Source organism: Pseudomonas sp. BP6 (assembly GCF_017875935.1).
In the GTDB taxonomy this organism is placed as follows: Bacteria; Pseudomonadota; Gammaproteobacteria; order Pseudomonadales; family Pseudomonadaceae; genus Aquipseudomonas; species Aquipseudomonas putida_Y.
The window spans coordinates 3822125-3838881 of record NZ_JAGINI010000001.1 but is presented as its reverse complement, the minus strand read 5'-3'; the positions used below and the strand labels follow the sequence as shown (position 1 = coordinate 3838881).

18 protein-coding genes are annotated in these 16757 nt (G+C 63.0%); 10 read left to right on the top strand and 8 right to left on the bottom strand.

Annotated elements, in window-relative coordinates; translation table 11 throughout:
• Positions 1-92: 92 nt before the first annotated feature.
• A complete protein-coding gene (locus J3A98_RS17420) occupies positions 93-686 on the bottom strand; it encodes a nitroreductase family protein (protein WP_209967541.1) in 594 nt (197 codons plus the stop codon).
• A 145-nt stretch (positions 687-831) separates the two neighbouring features.
• Here J3A98_RS17420 and J3A98_RS17415 point away from each other — a divergent pair, with 145 nt between their 5' ends.
• Together J3A98_RS17415 and J3A98_RS17410 are read left to right on the top strand one after the other, a co-directional pair.
• Positions 832-1281, top strand: a complete 450-nt coding sequence (locus J3A98_RS17415; RefSeq protein ID WP_176685786.1) for a YcgN family cysteine cluster protein — start codon at positions 832-834, stop codon at positions 1279-1281.
• 38 nt (positions 1282-1319) lie between these two features.
• Positions 1320-2528 carry a hypothetical protein gene (locus J3A98_RS17410; protein ID WP_176685787.1) on the top strand — a complete coding sequence of 403 codons (1209 nt, stop codon included), beginning with the start codon at positions 1320-1322 and terminating at the stop codon, positions 2526-2528.
• A 286-nt stretch (positions 2529-2814) separates the two neighbouring features.
• On the opposite strand, the gene J3A98_RS17405 is transcribed toward J3A98_RS17410, so the two are convergent.
• Positions 2815-3285 (bottom strand): RNA methyltransferase, encoded by a 471-nt coding sequence (locus J3A98_RS17405; protein WP_003254677.1) that lies wholly within the window; start codon positions 3283-3285, stop codon positions 2815-2817.
• 72 nt (positions 3286-3357) lie between these two features.
• Positions 3358-3729 carry a YajD family HNH nuclease gene (locus J3A98_RS17400; RefSeq protein WP_003254676.1) on the bottom strand — a complete coding sequence of 124 codons (372 nt, stop codon included), beginning with the start codon at positions 3727-3729 and terminating at the stop codon, positions 3358-3360.
• Positions 3730-3861: 132 nt separating this feature from the next.
• Here J3A98_RS17400 and J3A98_RS17395 point away from each other — a divergent pair, with 132 nt between their 5' ends.
• On the top strand, positions 3862-4140 hold the full coding sequence (locus J3A98_RS17395) for a hypothetical protein (protein WP_176685788.1): 279 nt from the start codon (positions 3862-3864) through the stop codon (positions 4138-4140).
• Positions 4141-4326: 186 nt separating this feature from the next.
• Here J3A98_RS17395 and J3A98_RS17390 read toward each other — a convergent pair whose 3' ends face one another.
• Entirely contained in the window at positions 4327-6369 is a 2043-nt protein-coding gene (locus J3A98_RS17390; RefSeq protein ID WP_209967538.1) for a S9 family peptidase, read from the bottom strand.
• Positions 6370-6548: 179 nt separating this feature from the next.
• Here J3A98_RS17390 and J3A98_RS17385 point away from each other — a divergent pair, with 179 nt between their 5' ends.
• From J3A98_RS17385 to J3A98_RS17375, 3 genes are read left to right on the top strand one after another with little or no spacing between them, the layout of a single operon-like run.
• Positions 6549-7046: an MFS transporter gene (locus tag J3A98_RS17385; RefSeq protein WP_209967536.1), complete on the top strand. Its 498-nt coding sequence runs from the start codon at positions 6549-6551 to the stop codon at positions 7044-7046.
• Between the two features lie 14 nt (positions 7047-7060).
• The gene (locus tag J3A98_RS17380) at positions 7061-7834 is read left to right on the top strand and encodes a class II glutamine amidotransferase (protein WP_003254671.1); all 774 of its coding nucleotides are present in this window, start codon (positions 7061-7063) and stop codon (positions 7832-7834) included.
• A 9-nt stretch (positions 7835-7843) separates the two neighbouring features.
• Positions 7844-8365, top strand: a complete 522-nt coding sequence (locus tag J3A98_RS17375) for a DUF2937 family protein (protein WP_003254669.1) — start codon at positions 7844-7846, stop codon at positions 8363-8365.
• Between the two features lie 135 nt (positions 8366-8500).
• Here J3A98_RS17375 and J3A98_RS17370 read toward each other — a convergent pair whose 3' ends face one another.
• On the bottom strand, positions 8501-9412 hold the full coding sequence (locus J3A98_RS17370; RefSeq protein ID WP_209967534.1) for a LysR family transcriptional regulator: 912 nt from the start codon (positions 9410-9412) through the stop codon (positions 8501-8503).
• Between the two features lie 130 nt (positions 9413-9542).
• Here J3A98_RS17370 and J3A98_RS17365 point away from each other — a divergent pair, with 130 nt between their 5' ends.
• The 4 genes from J3A98_RS17365 to J3A98_RS17350 are packed head-to-tail and all read left to right on the top strand — an operon-like array spanning position 9543 to position 13215.
• On the top strand, positions 9543-10829 hold the full coding sequence (locus J3A98_RS17365; protein ID WP_209967533.1) for an MFS transporter: 1287 nt from the start codon (positions 9543-9545) through the stop codon (positions 10827-10829).
• A gap of 9 nt (positions 10830-10838) precedes the next feature.
• Positions 10839-11615, top strand: coding sequence for a 5-oxoprolinase subunit PxpA (locus J3A98_RS17360; protein WP_209967530.1), 777 nt, complete (start codon positions 10839-10841; stop codon positions 11613-11615).
• Positions 11615-12301 carry a 5-oxoprolinase subunit PxpB gene (gene pxpB / locus J3A98_RS17355; RefSeq protein WP_209967528.1) on the top strand — a complete coding sequence of 229 codons (687 nt, stop codon included), beginning with the start codon at positions 11615-11617 and terminating at the stop codon, positions 12299-12301. The genes J3A98_RS17360 and pxpB overlap by 1 nt, the downstream gene beginning before the upstream one ends.
• Positions 12298-13215, top strand: coding sequence for a biotin-dependent carboxyltransferase family protein (locus tag J3A98_RS17350; RefSeq protein ID WP_209967525.1), 918 nt, complete (start codon positions 12298-12300; stop codon positions 13213-13215). The genes pxpB and J3A98_RS17350 overlap by 4 nt, the downstream gene beginning before the upstream one ends.
• 119 nt (positions 13216-13334) lie before the next feature.
• Here the strand turns inward: J3A98_RS17350 and J3A98_RS17345 are convergent, their stop codons facing one another.
• The 3 genes from J3A98_RS17345 to J3A98_RS17335 form a co-directional block, all read right to left on the bottom strand.
• Positions 13335-14513, bottom strand: a complete 1179-nt coding sequence (locus J3A98_RS17345; protein WP_021783384.1) for a VWA domain-containing protein — start codon at positions 14511-14513, stop codon at positions 13335-13337.
• A 13-nt stretch (positions 14514-14526) separates the two neighbouring features.
• Positions 14527-15372, bottom strand: coding sequence for a MoxR family ATPase (locus J3A98_RS17340; protein ID WP_016488585.1), 846 nt, complete (start codon positions 15370-15372; stop codon positions 14527-14529).
• A 200-nt stretch (positions 15373-15572) separates the two neighbouring features.
• Positions 15573-16646, bottom strand: a complete 1074-nt coding sequence (locus J3A98_RS17335) for a DUF748 domain-containing protein (RefSeq protein ID WP_176685596.1) — start codon at positions 16644-16646, stop codon at positions 15573-15575.
• Positions 16647-16757: the final 111 nt, after the last annotated feature.

The window sequence follows — 16757 nt, the reverse complement described above, 5'->3', positions numbered from 1 at the left end:
CGTCGCGGGTAAACCCGCTCCAGCTCAGGGTGGTGATCCCCCCCGCAGGAGCGGGCTTGCCCGCGAAGAGGCCAGCACTGCCAACACAAACCTTACAGGCTGAAATCGCCTTCAGCAGCCAGCTCGCTCAGCGGTTTGCGCGGGCTCGGCACTTCACGCGCCTGCAGCGCTTCGTCCAGGCTGGCCTTGTCCCCCAGCTTGCCGATCGCCACCATGGCGTGCAGTACGTAACCCTCGGGAATCTTCAGTTCCTGACGTGCCAGGTCCTGATCGAAGCCGGCCATGCCATGGGTATGCCAGCCGCTGATGCTGGCCTGCAGGGCCAGGTGCCCCCAGGCAGAGCCCGTGTCGAAGGTGTGCCATAGCGCCGGTTTTTCTTCCGTAGCGCCCGGGGCCGCGAAGGTAGTCTTCGAAATGACCAGTACCAGCGCCGACGCCTGTTGCGCCCAGCTGCGATTGAAGGGAACCAGCAGGCTCAGGTAACGCTCCCAGTTCGGCGTGTCGCGGCGGGCATAAAGGAAGCGCCAAGGCTGCGAGTTATAGGCCGAAGGTGCCCAGCGGGCGGCTTCGAGGAAGCTCAACAGGGTTTCTTCGCTGATCGGCTCGGCGGTGAAGGCGCGTGGCGACCAGCGGTTGATGAACTGCTCGCTGATGGCGTAATCGGCAATGCGGGGGGTGGCGCTCATGGCGGCTCCTGCAAACGGACGGGAAAAGCGCACGCTACTGCGTGCCGTCGCGACTGACAAGCGGTCTGGCTTTGCCGAAGGCCAGGCTCTAGACTGGCGCCGCTGCGCGCCGTGGCCCCCAAGATGAAGGCAGGAACCCTGTGTGATGATCGCTGAAAACGCGCCGTTCTGGCGGCGCAAGACCCTCGAACAACTCAACCAGCAAGAGTGGGAGTCGCTGTGCGATGGCTGCGGCCTGTGCTGCCTGCAGAAGCTCGAGGACGAAGACGACAACAGCGTCTATTACACCCGCATCGCCTGCAAGTTGCTGGACCTGGATACGTGCCAGTGCAGCGACTACCCCAGCCGCTTTGCCCAAGTGCCGGACTGCATCCAGCTTACCCCGGGCAAGGCCGACCAGTTCAAGTGGCTGCCGAGTACCTGCGGTTACCGTCTGGTCAGTGAGGGCAAGGACTTGCCGGATTGGCATCACCTGGTCTGTGGCGATCGCCAACAGGTCCATGAACAGCGCATTTCCCAGTCGGGGCGTATGCTCAGTGAACACGATGTGCACGAAGACGACTGGGAAGACCACCTGATCTTCCGCGCCAGCTGACCGGCGCGGCCTGCCTCGGGGAAACAAGGAGTTTCTGTATGCGTTGCCAGCTGTTGTTGCTGTTGGGCCTGATGGCCAGTTCGCCGGCCTGGGCGAAAAAGGTCGACCTCGACTACCAGGTGCGCCTGCTGCCTGCCAGTGGCCAGGCTGAAGTGCGCGTTACATTGGCCGAAGGCAGTGTGGTGCGCAGCCTGGACTTCGACCTGAGCAAGGCTGGGGTTTACAGCGGCTTCCAGGCTGATGGGCAATGGCAGCTGAAGGGCCAGCGTGGTGTATGGCAACCAGCGGCCGGCAAGACCAGCCTCAGCTACCGCGTGCAGCTGGACCAGAAGCTTGCCAGCGGCGCCTATTCATCACGCATCACCCCGCACTGGGCACTGTTCCTCGGCGACCAGCTGATACCTCCTGCGCACCTCGACCAACAGGACGGTACCGAGCTGGTGGCGCGCCTGGCTTTCGACCTGCCCGAGGGCTGGAAGAGCATCGAAACGTCCTGGCCGCGCATCGGCAAGGAGAAGTTTCGCATCGACAACGTGTCACGCCTGTTCGATCGCCCGACCGGCTGGATGCTTGCCGGCGACCTGGGCAGCCGCCGCGCTCGCCTGGGCGAAACCGAAGTGACCGTGGCCGCGCCGGTGGGGCAGGGCATGCGACGCATGGACAGCCTGACCTTGCTCACATTCGTCTGGCCACAACTACAGGCTGTGTTCCCGCGCAACCCGCCCAAGCTGCTCTTGGTCGGGGCGCGTGACGGCATGTGGCGAGGGGCTATGGCTGCACAGGGCTCGTTGTACCTGCACAGTGCCCGGCCCATGGTCAGCGAGAACGGCAGTAGCCCGTTGCTGCGCGAACTGGTGCAACTGTTCGCGCAGGTTCACGGGCGTGACGGTAGTGATTGGCTGGTAGAGAGCCTGACCGATTATTACGCCAACGAGTTGCTGCGCCGCTCGGGCGGGATGAGTGACGACCGCTATCAGGTCTGGCAGGCGCGCCTGAGCAAGCAGGGCGCCAAGGTCAACCGGCTCAAGGGTGAGCGCGCCAGTCCGGCGCAGGTGGCCCGTGGCGTGATGCTGTTGCAGGCGCTGGACAAGGAAATCCGCATTCACACCCAGGCCAGGCGTTCGTTGGACGATGTGGTGCGTGGGCTGATGCGCCTGCCCAGCGTCAGTACCGAAGACTTCGTCCAGATCAGCGAGAACGTGCTGGGACGGCGTTCCGATGTGCTGCAGAGCAAGGTGCTGCACTAGGCCTCCCTGGCCCCTGGCAATCGGCAAGGCGACATCTTCAGCAAGTCGCATTTCAGGTGTGTAAAGTCGTACCTGGAATACACCGCCGAGCAGAAACTCAGCATTGTTCACGGGGCGAAACCGAGGAAGGGGAGCGCGCAGCCGACCATCGTCGGCAACGTTGATCGCGACAACCCATGGTTTGTCGAGGCAATGTTCCGCCCGGTTTCGGTGCTGTTCTGACGGAGCTCAGCACCTGGCCGTCCTGTGTTGGCAGGCCTGTCCTGCTGCCGCAGTGGCGGCCTTTTTATTTGAACTTGGGTCCCGAGCGGGTATTCAGCCCCTTGGCCAATCGGTCGTACAGCACCACATTCACCGTCGCCGCCAGGTTCATGCAGCCCTCGGTTGGTATGTAGATTGTCTCTTCACACCATCCCCTCACCTCTTCGCTCAACGAGCCATCCTCTGGCCCGAAGATGTAAATGGCACGGTCTGGATGGGTGTAGTCCGGCAATGGCCGTGCGCCCTCCACCAGTTCCACCGCCACGGGCGTGCAGCCCAGCGGGATAATGCGCTGCAGGTCGTCGATGCCGATCAGCGGGATGTCGTAGTGCACACGTTTGGTGTCGGTGACGAAGTCACGCGCGCGCTCATAGCGTTTGCCCGTGTAGAACACCGAATTGACGCCATAGCAGCCCGCGGCGCGCATCACAGAGCCGACGTTTTCTGCCGACTTGGGGTTGAACAGGCCGATGCAGCTGTATCGTTTGTTTGCCACGTACCGGGGCCCTTCGCGAAAAAAAGCGCGATTATACGGGCTGCCCGGTAGCAGCGGGGGGCGAATCGATGGTCAGTCTTTCTTCAGCATGCCCGCCAGCCCGGCAAACGGGTTGTGCGTGGCCTTGGCAATGCTCGGGGTGCTGGTGGAGCCTTCGCTGAAGTACTGCTGGTCGGTGTAGCGCGAGTGCTCGTTGTCGTGGCAGTACAGGCACAGCAGCTCCCAGTTGGAACCGTCCTGAGGATTGTTGTCGTGGTTGTGGTCACGGTGATGCACGGTCAGTTCGCTCAGGCGCTTGCCGGCGAACTCGCGGGCGCAGCGGCCGCACACGTGCGGGTACATTCTCAGGGCCTTGTCGCGGTAGCCCATTTCCTTGTCGCGCTTGGCATCGGCCAGGATGCGGTCGAGGCGCGCGGTAGCGGCGGCAGAAGAGGTGGAGCTCATGGTGTTTCCTTTGTTCTGATCAGGCAGGTGACGGTTATGCCATTGAGTCTAGCGCGCTTGCAGGTCAGGCGGACAGGCGAAAGCGTTGATTTAGGCGTAGCCTGTAGCAAGGTTCCCGACAGGAGGTTGCTGATGTTTCACGCGATCCTCGCCGCGCTGTTGATGGCTGGCCTGCCTCTGGCAGAAGCTGCCAGCACGCCACCTCGACTCAATACGCCAGTGCCTGGTGCACCGGGTACGCCCACGCCCACGCCATACCCGCAGATAACCCCGAGTACACCGCCCAAGGCTTATGACAGTCAGCCGGGGGCGCCGTTGTTGCCGCCGATGCCAGTGCCCGGCCCGCCGAAGGACCAGCCATTGCCCGGGTTGCGGCCGGAGCCGCCGAAGCCGCCGGCGCAGGATGATTGAGCATGAGCACTCTGCGCCGCCATCATGTGTGAGCAACTGTCTTGCTCAACTTCTAAAAGCTGGCGCGATCGCTGTGGGAGCGGGCTTGCCCGCGAACACCGGCGCAGCCGGTGCCAGGGCACTGCATTGAATTTTTTGCGGGCTTGCCCGCTCCCACAGTGATCGCGCGGGTGCTCAAACCTGGGTTTAGGCAATACCTAGCTCGCCAAACACGAACGCATACTCCAGCGCCACATCCTTCAACCCTTGGTACCGCCCGCTCATCCCACCGTGCCCAGCCCCCATCTCGGTCTTGAGCAGCAGCAGGTTGCTGTCGGTCTTGAGCGTGCGCAACCTCGCCACCCATTTGGCGGCTTCCCAATACTGCACGCGGCTGTCGTTGTAGCCCGCCACCACCAGCATCGCCGGGTAGGCCTGCGCTTTCAGGTTCTCGTACGGCGCATAAGCCTTGATCCGTTCATACACCTCCGGCTCCTCAGGGTTGCCCCATTCGTCGTACTCGGTCACGGTTAGCGGCAGCTCCGGGTCGAGCATGGTGTTGAGCACGTCGACGAATGGCACTTCGGCAATGGCGCAGCGGAACAATTCCGGGCGCAGGTTGAGCACCGTGCCGATCAGCAGGCCGCCGGCGCTGCCACCACTGATGGCCAGGCGATCGGCGGCAGTCACGCCTTGGCTGATCAGGTGCTCGGCGCAGGCGATGAAGTCGCTGAAGGTGTTGTGCTTGTGCTCCTGCTTGCCGGCGCGGTACCAGGCCTCCCCCAGTTCACCGCCACCCCGCACATGGGCGATGGCAAAGGCCACGCCACGTTCCAGCAGGCTCAGGCGCGCATGCGAGAACCAGGGGTCGAGGCTTTCGCCATAGGCGCCATAACCGTAAAGGTACAGTGGCACGGTCTTGCCCAGGTCCTGGCGGCGGCGTACCAGGCTGATTGGCACCTGGGTGCCGTCCGCCGCGGTTGCCCACAGGCGCTCACTGACATAGTCATCGGCATCGAATGCACCGAGCACGGGGGTTTGTTTCAGCACCACCTGGGCGCCCGTGGACAACGCCAGTTGGCGCACCTGGGCCGGGCGGTTGAGCGCTTCGTAGCGCAAGCGTATGCGAGTGCTGGCAAACTCAAGGCTGTCCTGCACGTACAGGCTGTAGGCGGCATCTGGCAGCTCGACGCGGTAGGCCGGCAAACCCTGCGGGCGTACTTCGATGATTGGCAGGCCGCCTTCGCGCAGGCTCAGGGTCAGGGCACCGCTATTCAGGCTGAGGCCTTCGAGCATGACCGTGTCGCGGTGCGCCACCAGCACCTGCCACTGTTCGCGGCTAGGTACTGGCGCGACTGGCGCGTGGTACAGGGCGAAATTGATGCCATCCTGGTTGGTGCGGATGAACCAGCGCCACTCGCCGTCGAGCTGGCCATGGTCGGGGAAGTATTCGTGGCCTTCGACGCGCGGCGCCAGGCAGGTGAACGGCGCCTGCGGGGTTTCGGCGTCCAGTACCCAGGCCTCACTGGTGGTCTTGCTGTTCAGCAGCAGCACCAGCTGGCGCTCGGAACTGGTGCGGTAGCAGTGCAGGAAGAAACGCCCGTCCGGCTCTTCGAACACGGTTTGCGCGGCGTTGGTACCCAAGGTGTGGCGACGCAGGCGCCATGGGCGGTGGGTGTCGTCCAGCTCAGCGAAGAATAACGTCTGGCTGTCGTTGGCCCAGGTCAGGCTACCGTCGCAGTCGTCGAAGGGCAGGGTAGTGACACGGTCACTGGCCAGGTCTTTGATGTACAGGGTATGGATTTCGTCGCCGCTGGTGTCGAGGCTGTAGGCCAGCAGGCGGTGGTCGGGGCTGACGCTGAACGCGCCGAGGGAAAGGAAACCGCCGTTGGCCAGGACGTTGGGGTCGAGCAGCAGCTGCTCCTGGTTTTCATCGACGGTGTTCGAGTCGTCGGCGGGGCGTGGGCAGCGGTAGTGACGCGGGTATTCGTCGCCGGCGGTGGTACGGGTGTAGTACAGGTAGGGGCCCCAGGGCGCCGGCAATGACAGGTCGGTCTCCAGGATGCGGCCTTTGATCTCTTCGAACAGTTGCTCACGCAACGGTGCCTGGTCGGCCAGGCAGGCTTCCTGGTAGGCGTTTTCAGCGTGCAGGTAAGCGAGTACCTCGGGGGTGTCGCGCTTTTGCAGCCAGGCATACGGGTCGGTGGCCTGGTCGGCTTGGGCAATCGGGGGTTGGGGCTTGGTTGGCATTGAAGGTCTCTTGATTGGAGTTGCCTGTGCCGGCCTCTTCGCGGGTAAACCCGCTCCTACAGGGATCGCACCGAGGTAGGAGCGGGTTTGCCCGCGAAGACGCCGGCACAGGCAAACACTGTCTGCGCCCGGAAAAGTGTTTATCATAGGCATCTCTTTGCCTGGCTTGCACGAACACCATGACCGAGAACGACTACACCTTCGCCTGGGGCCTTTACGCAGTGGCCGCCTTAGGGTGCCTGCTGGTGGGCTTCAAGCTCACCGGCTGGATGTGGCGCTGGCTGCGCGAACCGCTACGGGTGGTGCTGGCGGTGCTGCTGCTGACCCCGACCATCGTCGACCCGGTCAAGGACAGTTTCGCCCCTGCAATCGCCATCACCGCACTGGATGTTGCCTTCAAGGTCGGCAATAACGCCTGGCGCGCTGTGTCGGATTTCGCCATGTACGGCATGATCGCCTTTGCCCTGTACTTCCTCTTCGTGCTGCTTCGCTGGCCGCTGGAAAAACGCGCGCGCACGCGCCGTGAACAGACCGATGCCGCCGCCAGGCGTCAGCTGGCCGAGGATGATCAGCTCGGCGCCCAGGCGCCGCTGGCTGCCGAGCGCAGCGACCGGTACCGTGACGACTTGCCGCCAGCCGCAGCGCGTGGCGCAGGCCGGGTCGAGCCTCGTCTGTAAACGGAGACACGCCTGTGTGCGAACTGCTGGGCATGAGTGCCAATGTCCCTACCGACATCGTTTTCAGCTTCACCGGCCTGATGCAGCGGGGCGGGCGTACCGGCCCGCACCGTGACGGCTGGGGTATAGGCTTTTACGAAGGTCGTGGTCTGCGCCTGTTCCAGGACCCGGCAGCGAGCAGCGAGTCGGAAGTGGCCAACCTCGTGCAGCGCTACCCGATCAAAAGCGAAGTGGTGATCGGTCATATCCGTCAGGCCAACGTCGGCAGGGTGTGCCTGTCCAATACCCACCCGTTCGTGCGGGAAATGTGGGGCCGCAACTGGTGCTTCGCGCACAACGGCCAATTGGGTGACTTCAAGGGCCTGGCCAGTTTCTACCGGCCAGTGGGCGACACCGATAGCGAAGCGGCCTTCTGCGACCTGCTCAACCGCATCCGCAGCGCCTTCCCCGAACCGGTGCCGGTGGAACAGCTACTGCCAGTGCTGGTCGAAGCCTGTGCCGGCTACCGTGGTCAGGGCGTATTCAACTGCATGCTCAGCGATGGCGACTGGCTGTTCTGTTTTTGCTCGACCAAGCTGGTGCACATTACCCGCCGAGCGCCATTTGGTGCCGCACGGTTGAAGGATGTCGACCTGATCGTCGATTTTCATACCGAAACCACCCCCAACGACGTGGTCACGGTGATTGCCACCGAGGCCTTGACCGAGAACGAGACCTGGCACCGCTACGCGCCGGGTCAGTGGGCCCTGTGGCGGCACGGCGAGTGCGTGGCGCACGGCCAGAGCTAAGGACGCTGCATGTTCAGAAGTTACCTGCGATTGCTGTTGTTCACCTTCGGCCTGCTGGCCGGTATCCAGGTCCCGGGGCTGGTCAAGGACTATAGCCAGCGGGTCGAGGCGCACCTGTTCGAATCGCGCGAGGCGCTCGATGGGTTCCGGCAAACGGCCGAGCGCTTTTTCAAGGGCGACTTGCAGGCGCTGCTGCAGCACTACCGCAGCAGCGACGATCCGGTGTTCAACAGTGACGCCAACAGCATCGAAAGCCTGATGATCCGCAACGAACTGCTGGAAAACGAATGGCAGGTGCTGCAAGGGTCATGGGCCGAGCGTACCTGGCATGTGCTGGTGCAGGCCGACCCGCAGTTGCGCGAAGAAACCCTCAATGGCTACAGCTACCAGATTCTGCTGGTGCCCGAGGCGATTGGCTGGGGTGTGGGTGCCGGTTTTGTGCTGGCCTTTGTGGTCGAAAGCCTGTTGTTGGGGATTGGCTGGCTGATCCTGGGCGGGCGGCGCAGGGTGGTGAAAGAGAGCTGGCGCTAAGTTCTGCTGTACCTGTACCGGCCCTTTCGCGGGCTTGCCCGCTCCCACAGGTACAACCTGGCCCGCCAGGCCTGTGATGACTCCTGTGGGAGCGGGCGAGCCCGCGAAAGGGCCGGTACAGGCAGAGACCGTCGTTCAGACCAGCACGATCCGCTGCCCACCCACATCCCGCGCATACCGCTCCAGCACCTGCCGGCAAACCCCAACCACCTCATCTACCAGCACCACCCCGGTCTGCCACGCCACCACCAGCTCCAGGCTCGGCGGCGGCTGCAACCCTTCCAGCAGCACCAGCTCGCCCCGGCCCAACTCGGCATCCACCAGCGCCGGCGGTAGCGCGCCAATGCCAAAACCGTCGCGCAACAGCCGGGTAATCGCCGCCACCGAGTTCACGCAATTCAACCGCGGCGCCTCTGCCCCCGCAGCCTGCAGCAAGCTCAGCACCTCCTGGTGCGGCCGTGAATTCTTCGAGAAGGTGATGATGCGCTCGCGCCCAAGTTCGGCCAGCGACGCATAGTCCCTGTGCTGGTGGGCGCCTGCGGCCACCACCCAGCCCATTGGGTAGCGCGCCAGGTCGATACTGCGGATCGATTGCTCGCGCAGCAAGTCGGTCTGCAAAATCACGTCAAGAAAACCCTTCTGCAACTGCTCGCGCAAGTTCAGCGCGGTGTCGGCCACCAGTTCGATTTCCACCTGCGGGTAGCGCTCGCTCAACTCCGCCACCAGTGCGCTCATCCAGGTGTGGATCACAGTGTCCATCACCCCGATGCGAATGCGTCCGACCTTGGCCCGGTCGCTGTCCAGCGACTGCTTCATGGCCTTGGCGGTTTCCAGCATGCGTTCGGCGTATTCCAGCACCTTGCCGCCCTCCGGGGTCAGGCTGACCCCGCGGGAGTCGCGCAGCAGTAGCTTAACGCCCAGGTCAGCCTCCAGTGCGGCAATACGGCTGGATACCGAAGCCTGGGTGGTGAACAGCTTTTCTGCGGTCAGGCGGAAGCTCTTGAGCCGGGCGACCCAGACGAAGGTTTCGAGGAAGCGAAGGTTCATGATCAGTTTTTCTTGTTCCAGACCGGCGGTTTTTTTCGTTGGACGAAGGCGAGGCGGCCTCTGAACAATGGCGCCCAGGCCGCGACGCTTTATGTCGCCCATAAAACAATACCAACAAGCCGAGGCATCCATGAACCCCACCGGCGCGCAGCAGCAGGTCAGTTCCTTCCCTTCGTCCGGGCCTTTCGCCTGGTACCGCGACATCGACAAACAGCAACGACGTACCTTCTGGAGCTGCAAGATCGGCTATGGCCTGGACGGCATGGACACGCAGATGCTCAGCTTCGTCATCCCTACGCTGATCATGCTGTGGGGGCTCACCACCACCGAAGCCGGCTTGATCCACACCAGCACGCTGATCGCCTCCGCTGCAGGAGGCTGGGTGGCCGGTATCCTCTCCGACCGCATCGGCCGGGTGCGTACCCTGCAACTGACGGTATTGTGGTTCGCCTTCTTCACTTTCCTGTGTGGCTTCGCTCAGAACTACGAGCAACTGCTGATTGCCCGAACCCTGATGGGCTTTGGCTTCGGTGGCGAGTGGACCGCCGGTGCGGTGTTGATCGGCGAGGTGATCCGCGCCCAGGACCGCGGCAAGGCGGTGGGCATGGTGCAGTCCGGCTGGGCAATCGGCTGGGGCCTCACAGCCATCCTCTATGCGCTGCTGTTCTCTTGGCTGCCGGCAGAGCAGGCCTGGCGTGCGTTGTTCCTGCTGGGGCTGGTACCGGCAATCTTCGTGATCTTCGTTCGCCGCCTGGTCAAGGACCCTGAGGTATATCGCAAGGCCAAGGCAGTGGAAAACGCCGAGGCACCTTCGCGCTTCTACGAAATCTTCGCCCCGGGCATGCTCTGGACCACCGTGCGGGCATCCCTGCTGACCACCGGCGCGCTCGGCGGTTACTACGCCATCACCTCGTGGCTGCCAACCTTCCTGAAGAACGAACGCGGCCTGAGTGTGCTGGGCACGGGTGGCTATCTGGCCATGGTGATCCTCGGCTCGTACGTGGGCTATGTGGTCAGCGCTTATCTGTCCGACCTGCTGGGGCGCAAGAAGAACTTCATCCTGTTCGCCGTGGGCTCTTTCGTCATTGTGCTGTTGTACACGCAGATGCCGGTCAGCGATGGTGTGATGCTGTGGCTGGGCCTCCCGTTGGGCTTCTTCGCCTCGGGTATCTTCAGCGGCATGGGGGCATTTCTGACCGAACTGTTCCCCACGCGCATTCGGGGTTCGGGGCAAGGCTTCTGCTACAACATCGGCAAGGTCATCGCCGCGCTGTTCCCGTTGATGATCGGCATGCTCGGCCAGAATGTTCCGCTGGGCCTGGGTATCGGTGTGTTCTCTGCTGTGTCCTACGGCATTGTGATCTTGGCGGCGCTGAGCCTGCCAGAAACCCGCGGCAAACACCTGCAGGCGCGGTAAGGTAGGTATATGCACAACGACAAGGGAGACCGCGTGGTGGAACGCCTGCTACTCAATTGCGACATGGGCGAGAGTTTCGGCAGCTGGCGCATGGGCCTGGATGCCGAAGTCATGCCTTACATCGATTGCGCCAACATCGCCTGCGGTTACCATGCCGGTGACCCCGGTATCATGCGTCGCACCGTGGCGTTGGCGTTGGAGCACGGGGTGACTATCGGCGCTCATCCGGCCTACCCGGACCTGGTCGGCTTTGGCCGCCGTTCCATGGCCTGCAGCCCGGAAGAAATCCGCGACCTGCTGCATTACCAGATCGGTGCGCTGGATGGCATCTGCAAAGTGCTGGGTGGCCGTGTGGCCTATGTGAAGCCCCATGGGGCGCTGTACAACGACATGATGGCCGACCCGTTCAAGCTGCGTACCGTACTGGAGGCCGTAGCGGCCTATGACAGCCACCTGCCGTTGATGCTGATGGCCACCGCCGACAACCGAGCCGCCCAGGCACTGGGTGATGAAATGGGCGTGCAGCTGTGGTTCGAGGCGTTCGCAGACCGCGCATACACCGCCAGCGGCCATCTGCTGTCGCGGCGCCTGCCGGGCGCGGTGCATCACGACCCGGCGCGGGTGGTGGAGCAGGCTGTGCGTCTGGCCCGAGGCGAAACGCTGGTGGCTGACGATGGCAGTGCCTTGCAGCTCGCCGCCCGCACCCTCTGCGTGCATGGCGACAACGAGAGTTCGGTGGCGGCGGTGCGGCAGATTCGCCAGGCCCTCGATGGGCTGGAGGCGTGATGAAGCCCCGAATCGAAGTGGTCGCCATCGACAGCCTGATGGTACGCCTGTTCGACCGTATCGATGAGGCCAACATGCCATGGATGCTCGCCGCCAGCCGGCGCTTGAGCGCGGCGTTCGGCGAGCACCTGCTGGACCTGGTGCCGTCCTACACCACGCTGATGGTGCAGTCGGCCCTGCCGCCGGGCGAGGCGAGGGCGCGAATCGCTCAGGCGCTGGACGGCTTGCAGCCTGACACCGGCAATGGCGGCCGCCGACACGAGATCCCGGTGTGGTACGACGCCAGTGTCGGCCCTGAGCTGCCTGTGCTGGCGGCCCGCAGCGGCTTGAGTGAAGCCGAGATTGTTCGCTTGCACTGCGAACGTGTTTACCCGGTGTTTGCCCTGGGCTTCGCACCCGGTTTCGGCTTCATGGGCCTGGTCGACGAGCGCCTGGCCAGCCCTCGTCTGAGTACCCCGCGCAAGCGCGTGGCGGCGGGCAGCGTGGGCATTGCCGAACGCCAGACGGCAGCGTATCCGGCAGTATCGCCGGGTGGCTGGAACCTGATTGGGCGCACCCCGGTGCGTTTGTTCGACCGTGAGCGTGAGGGTTACAGCCTCTTGCAACCCGGTGACCGGGTGCGCTTCGTGCCGGTTTCGCGCAGTGAGTTCCTGACCATGGGTGGTGATGTGGAGGCGCAGGGATGAAGCTGTTGAGGATCGAGGCCAGTACGCCGTTGTGCCAGTTACAGGATGCCGGGCGCTTTGGCGTGCGTCATTTGGGCGTGACCCAGGGCGGGGCGCTGGACTGGGTGGCGATGCACTGGGCCAACTGGCTGCTGGGCAACCCGTTGGGGGCGCCGGTGGTCGAGGTGGCGCTGGGTGGTTTTTGCGTAGTGGCCGAACAGGATTGCGTGCTGGCCCTGGCCGGTGCCGACCTGGATGCGTGTGTCGATGGTCAGCCCCTGGTGCCATGGCGCAGTTTTGCCCTGGCCAAGGGGCAGCGCTTGACCCTGAAGCAGCCAAAACGGGGTGTGCGGGCGTATCTGGCGGCACCGGGAGGGTTTCAGGGCAAGGATGTGCTGGGCAGTTGTGCCACCGTGGTACGTGAAGCCTTGGGTGGCATCGATGGTCAGGGTGCTGCGCTGGCTAAACACCAGGCATTGGCTTTTACCGGTAGCAATGCACCCCTGCGCGAAGTGCCGCAAGCGTTGTGCCCGCAGTTTGCCAAAAAGCCGGTGCTCGATCTGGTGATAGGCGCACAGATCGGCGAATTCAGCGGTACCAGCCTGTTCGAGGCATTCAACCGGGAGTGGACACTGGATAGCCGGGCTGACCGCATGGGCATCCGGTTGTTGGGCCCGCAGCTGGTCTACCAAGGGGCGCCGATGATCTCCGAAGGGATCCCGCTGGGGGCGGTGCAGGTGCCGCCGGATGGCCAGCCGATCGTGTTGCTCAATGACCGGCAGACCATTGGTGGGTACCCGCGGCTGGGCGCGCTGACGCCGCTGGCGCTGGCGCAACTGGCGCAGTGCATGCCGGGGGCGGTGGTGCGGTTCAGGGCGGTGGTGCAGGACGAGGCCTGGCGTGAGCAGCAGATTTACCTGGGGCGTTGGTCGTAAGGCTGCTGGCCCTTTCGCGGGCTTGCCCGCTCCCACAGGGATAGCACTGCATTTGAGGGTTGTGAATGTGGGGGCCTGTGGGAGCGGGCGAGCCCGCGAAAGGGCCGGTACAGGCAACCTCACTTGGACAGGTAGCGCATCCCTTCCTCCAACCCTTGCAGGGTCAGCGGATACATCTTGTCCTCGATCAGGTCCCGCACCAGATGGGTCGACGCGGTGTATTCCCAGGCCTGCTTGGGGTAAGGGTTGATCCAGATGATTTTCTTGAATTTTTCCATGAAGCGCTGGATCCACACATACCCGGCTTCTTCGTTCCAGTGCTCCACGCTGCCACCCGGCTGGGTGATCTCGTAGGGCGCCATGGCCGCGTCACCGACGAACACCACCTTGTAGTCATCGCCATACTTGTGCAGCAGGTCGAAGGTGGAAAAACGTTCGGACGTGCGGCGCAGGTTGTTCTTCCACACCGACTCATAAACGCAATTGTGGAAGTAGTAATACTCCAGGTGCTTGAACTCGGTCTTGCAGGCCGAGAACAGCTCTTCGCAGACTTTGACGTGCGCATCCATCGAACCGCCAATGTCGAACAGCAACAGCAGCTTCACGGTGTTGCGCCGTTCAGGGCGCATCTGGATGTTCAGCAACCCGGCATCCCGTGCGGTGTGGTCGATGGTGCCGTCGATGTCGAGCTCTTCGGCGGCGCCTTCGCGGGCGAACTTGCGCAGCCGACGCAGCGCCAGCTTGATGTTGCGGGTGCCCAGCTCGACCTGGTCGTCGAGGTTCTTGTACTCGCGTTGGTCCCAGACTTTTACCGCCTTGCCCTGACGCTTGCCGGCGTCACCGACGCGGATGCCCTCGGGATTGAAGCCGCCCGAGCCGAATGGGCTGGTACCGCCGGTACCAATCCACTTGTTGCCGCCAGCGTGGCGCTCCTTTTGCTCTTCGAGGCGTTTCTTGAATGCCTCGATAAGCTTGTCCAGGCCGCCCAGCGACTGGATCTGCGCGCGCTCTTCGTCAGTCAGCGAGCGCTCGAACTCTTTGCGCAGCCAGTCTTCAGGAATCAGCGCCTCGATGTGCCGGTCGAGGTTTTCCAGGCCCTTGAAATAGGCGGCGAAGGCACGGTCGAACTTGTCGAAGTGGCGTTCGTCCTTCACCAGGATGGCGCGGGCGAGGTAGTAGAACTCGTCCATGTCGGCAAACACCACGCGCTTTTGCAAAGCCTGGTGCAGGTCGAGCAGCTCACGCACCGAAACCGGCACCTTGGCCGCACGCATCTCATTGAACAGATTGAGCAGCATGGCCCTGCTCCTGTCAGCGGTTGCCGCGCCGGCTCATGAAGGCCAGGCGCTCGAGCAGTTGTACATCCTGCTCGTTTTTCACCAGCGCACCGGCCAGCGGTGGGATGGCCTTGGTCGGGTCGCGTTCGCGCAGCACCGCTTCACCGATGTTGTCGGCCATCAGCAGCTTGAGCCAGTCGACCAGCTCGGAGGTGGACGGCTTTTTCTTCAGGCCCGGCACCTTGCGCACATCGAAGAACACATCCAGCGCCTCGCTGACCAGCGACTGGCTGATGTTCGGGTAGTGCACGTCGACAATCTGCTGCAGGGTAGTGCGGTCGGGGAAGGCGATGTAGTGGAAGAAGCAGCGGCGCAGGAAGGCATCCGGCAGCTCTTTTTCGTTGTTCGAGGTAATGATGATGATCGGACGCTGTCTGGCCTTGATGGTCTCGTCGATTTCATAGACGTAGAACTCCATCTTGTCGAGTTCTTGCAGCAGGTCGTTGGGGAATTCGATATCGGCCTTGTCGATTTCGTCGATCAGCAGGATGACCCGCTCGTCGGCCTCGAAGGCCTCCCAGAGTTTGCCCTTTTTCAGGTAGTTGCGCACATCGTGCACCTTGTCCACGCCCAGCTGCGAATCACGCAGGCGGCTGACTGCGTCGTACTCGTACAGCCCCTGGTGGGCCTTGGTGGTGGACTTGATGTGCCAGGTGATCAGGCGCGCACCGAACGAGGCTGCCAGCTGCTCGGCGAGCATGGTTTTGCCGGTGCCTGGTTCGCCCTTGACCAACAGCGGGCGTTCGAGGGTAATGGCCGCGTTTACCGCCAGTTTCAGGTCGTCTGTGGCGACGTAGTCGCGGGTGCCTTCGAACTTCATGGGGGGGTGTCCTCTATTCAGGGCTTTGCGGGCCTCCTCGCGGGTAAACCCGCTCCTACGGGGTTGTAGGAGCGGGTTTACCCGCGAAGAGGCCCGAACAGGCAGCACATAATCTGGATTTGTTTCCGACTATAACGCGGGGCCAGGCGGCTGCAAACGCAGACCGGGCATTCAGTCCCTGAATGCCCCGTCACGTTCTCTCAGTCAGACTTCGGCGCTGGCTGCTCGTAGCGTGCATTGAACGCCTGGATAAACCCGTTGCGCAGGATCTGCAAGAACGCCTCGAAGGCACTGATATCCTGTTGGCGCACACTGCCGCTGAGTTCCACCCGGGTGGCGAACTGGTTTTTCGGCTGGTTTTTCAGCACCGTCTCGGTCGCCCCCACCAGGGCCTCCCACACCGAGCGGAAGAAGCCCTTGTCCTTTTCCTCGACGTCCTGTTGCCAGTCGAACACGTCGACATCGCGCAGCAACGGTTTTATATAGCCGTTCAGCCGGCCGTTTTCTGCCTGGGCCTCGATGACCACGTCACCGTGCCCGGCATTGAAGTCGAATTTGCCGTAGGCGCTGGCAAAGTCATTCAGTTTGCGCAGCTCGATGCCGGTGGCGCGAAGCCTGAATTCGAAGTCATCGAAATCACTGAACGGGTCGAAGGTGGCACGGCTTTCTACCTTCGCATCACCCGCGATGAGCGCCGTACCTTCGAAACTGGCATCGCGACGGCCTTTCTGGTCGCGCACATTGGTCAAGTTGTGGATGCTGGCATTCAACCGGGTGGCCTTGAGGTCGACCGGTGGTTTGGAATTGAAGTTACGGAACGTCAGCACGCCGTTGTCGATACGCACTTCGTTGAGGGTGATGGGCAGGAGTTTTTCCAGCTGTTGGCGCCAGTCGGTACCTTGGCCGGTCTGCGATGCCTGTTTGCTACCACCGTCGACAAAATTCAGCTCGGGGCGCACGAAGGTCACCTCGGCCACCACTGCCTTGTCGTACCACAACGAGCGCCAGCTCACCGAAAGGTCGATCAGTGGGGCGTCGAGAAGCGGTACTGGCACCTTGCCGGTGGTCTTGACGACCTTCAGCCCATTGATCTGATACGCACCGCGCCACCAGGCCAGGTCCACATCGGCCACCTGGCCGCGGTAGTCACCCATGTCGGCCAGCTTGTCGTTGAGGTAGTCGCGCACCAGGTAGGGCAGGGCCAGGTGCAGCGCCACCAGCAGCACGGTCAGGCTGGCCAGGCCGACCAGCGGCCAGCGATAGCGGGCTTTCATGAGGCGGTCTCCAAGGCGGGATGTGCGGTTGACCGCAACGTGCCCAGCTGAGTTCGAACAGGCTTTACGGGCCACTGCCGCAGGCTTACCCTTGAGGCATTTCCCTGCTTT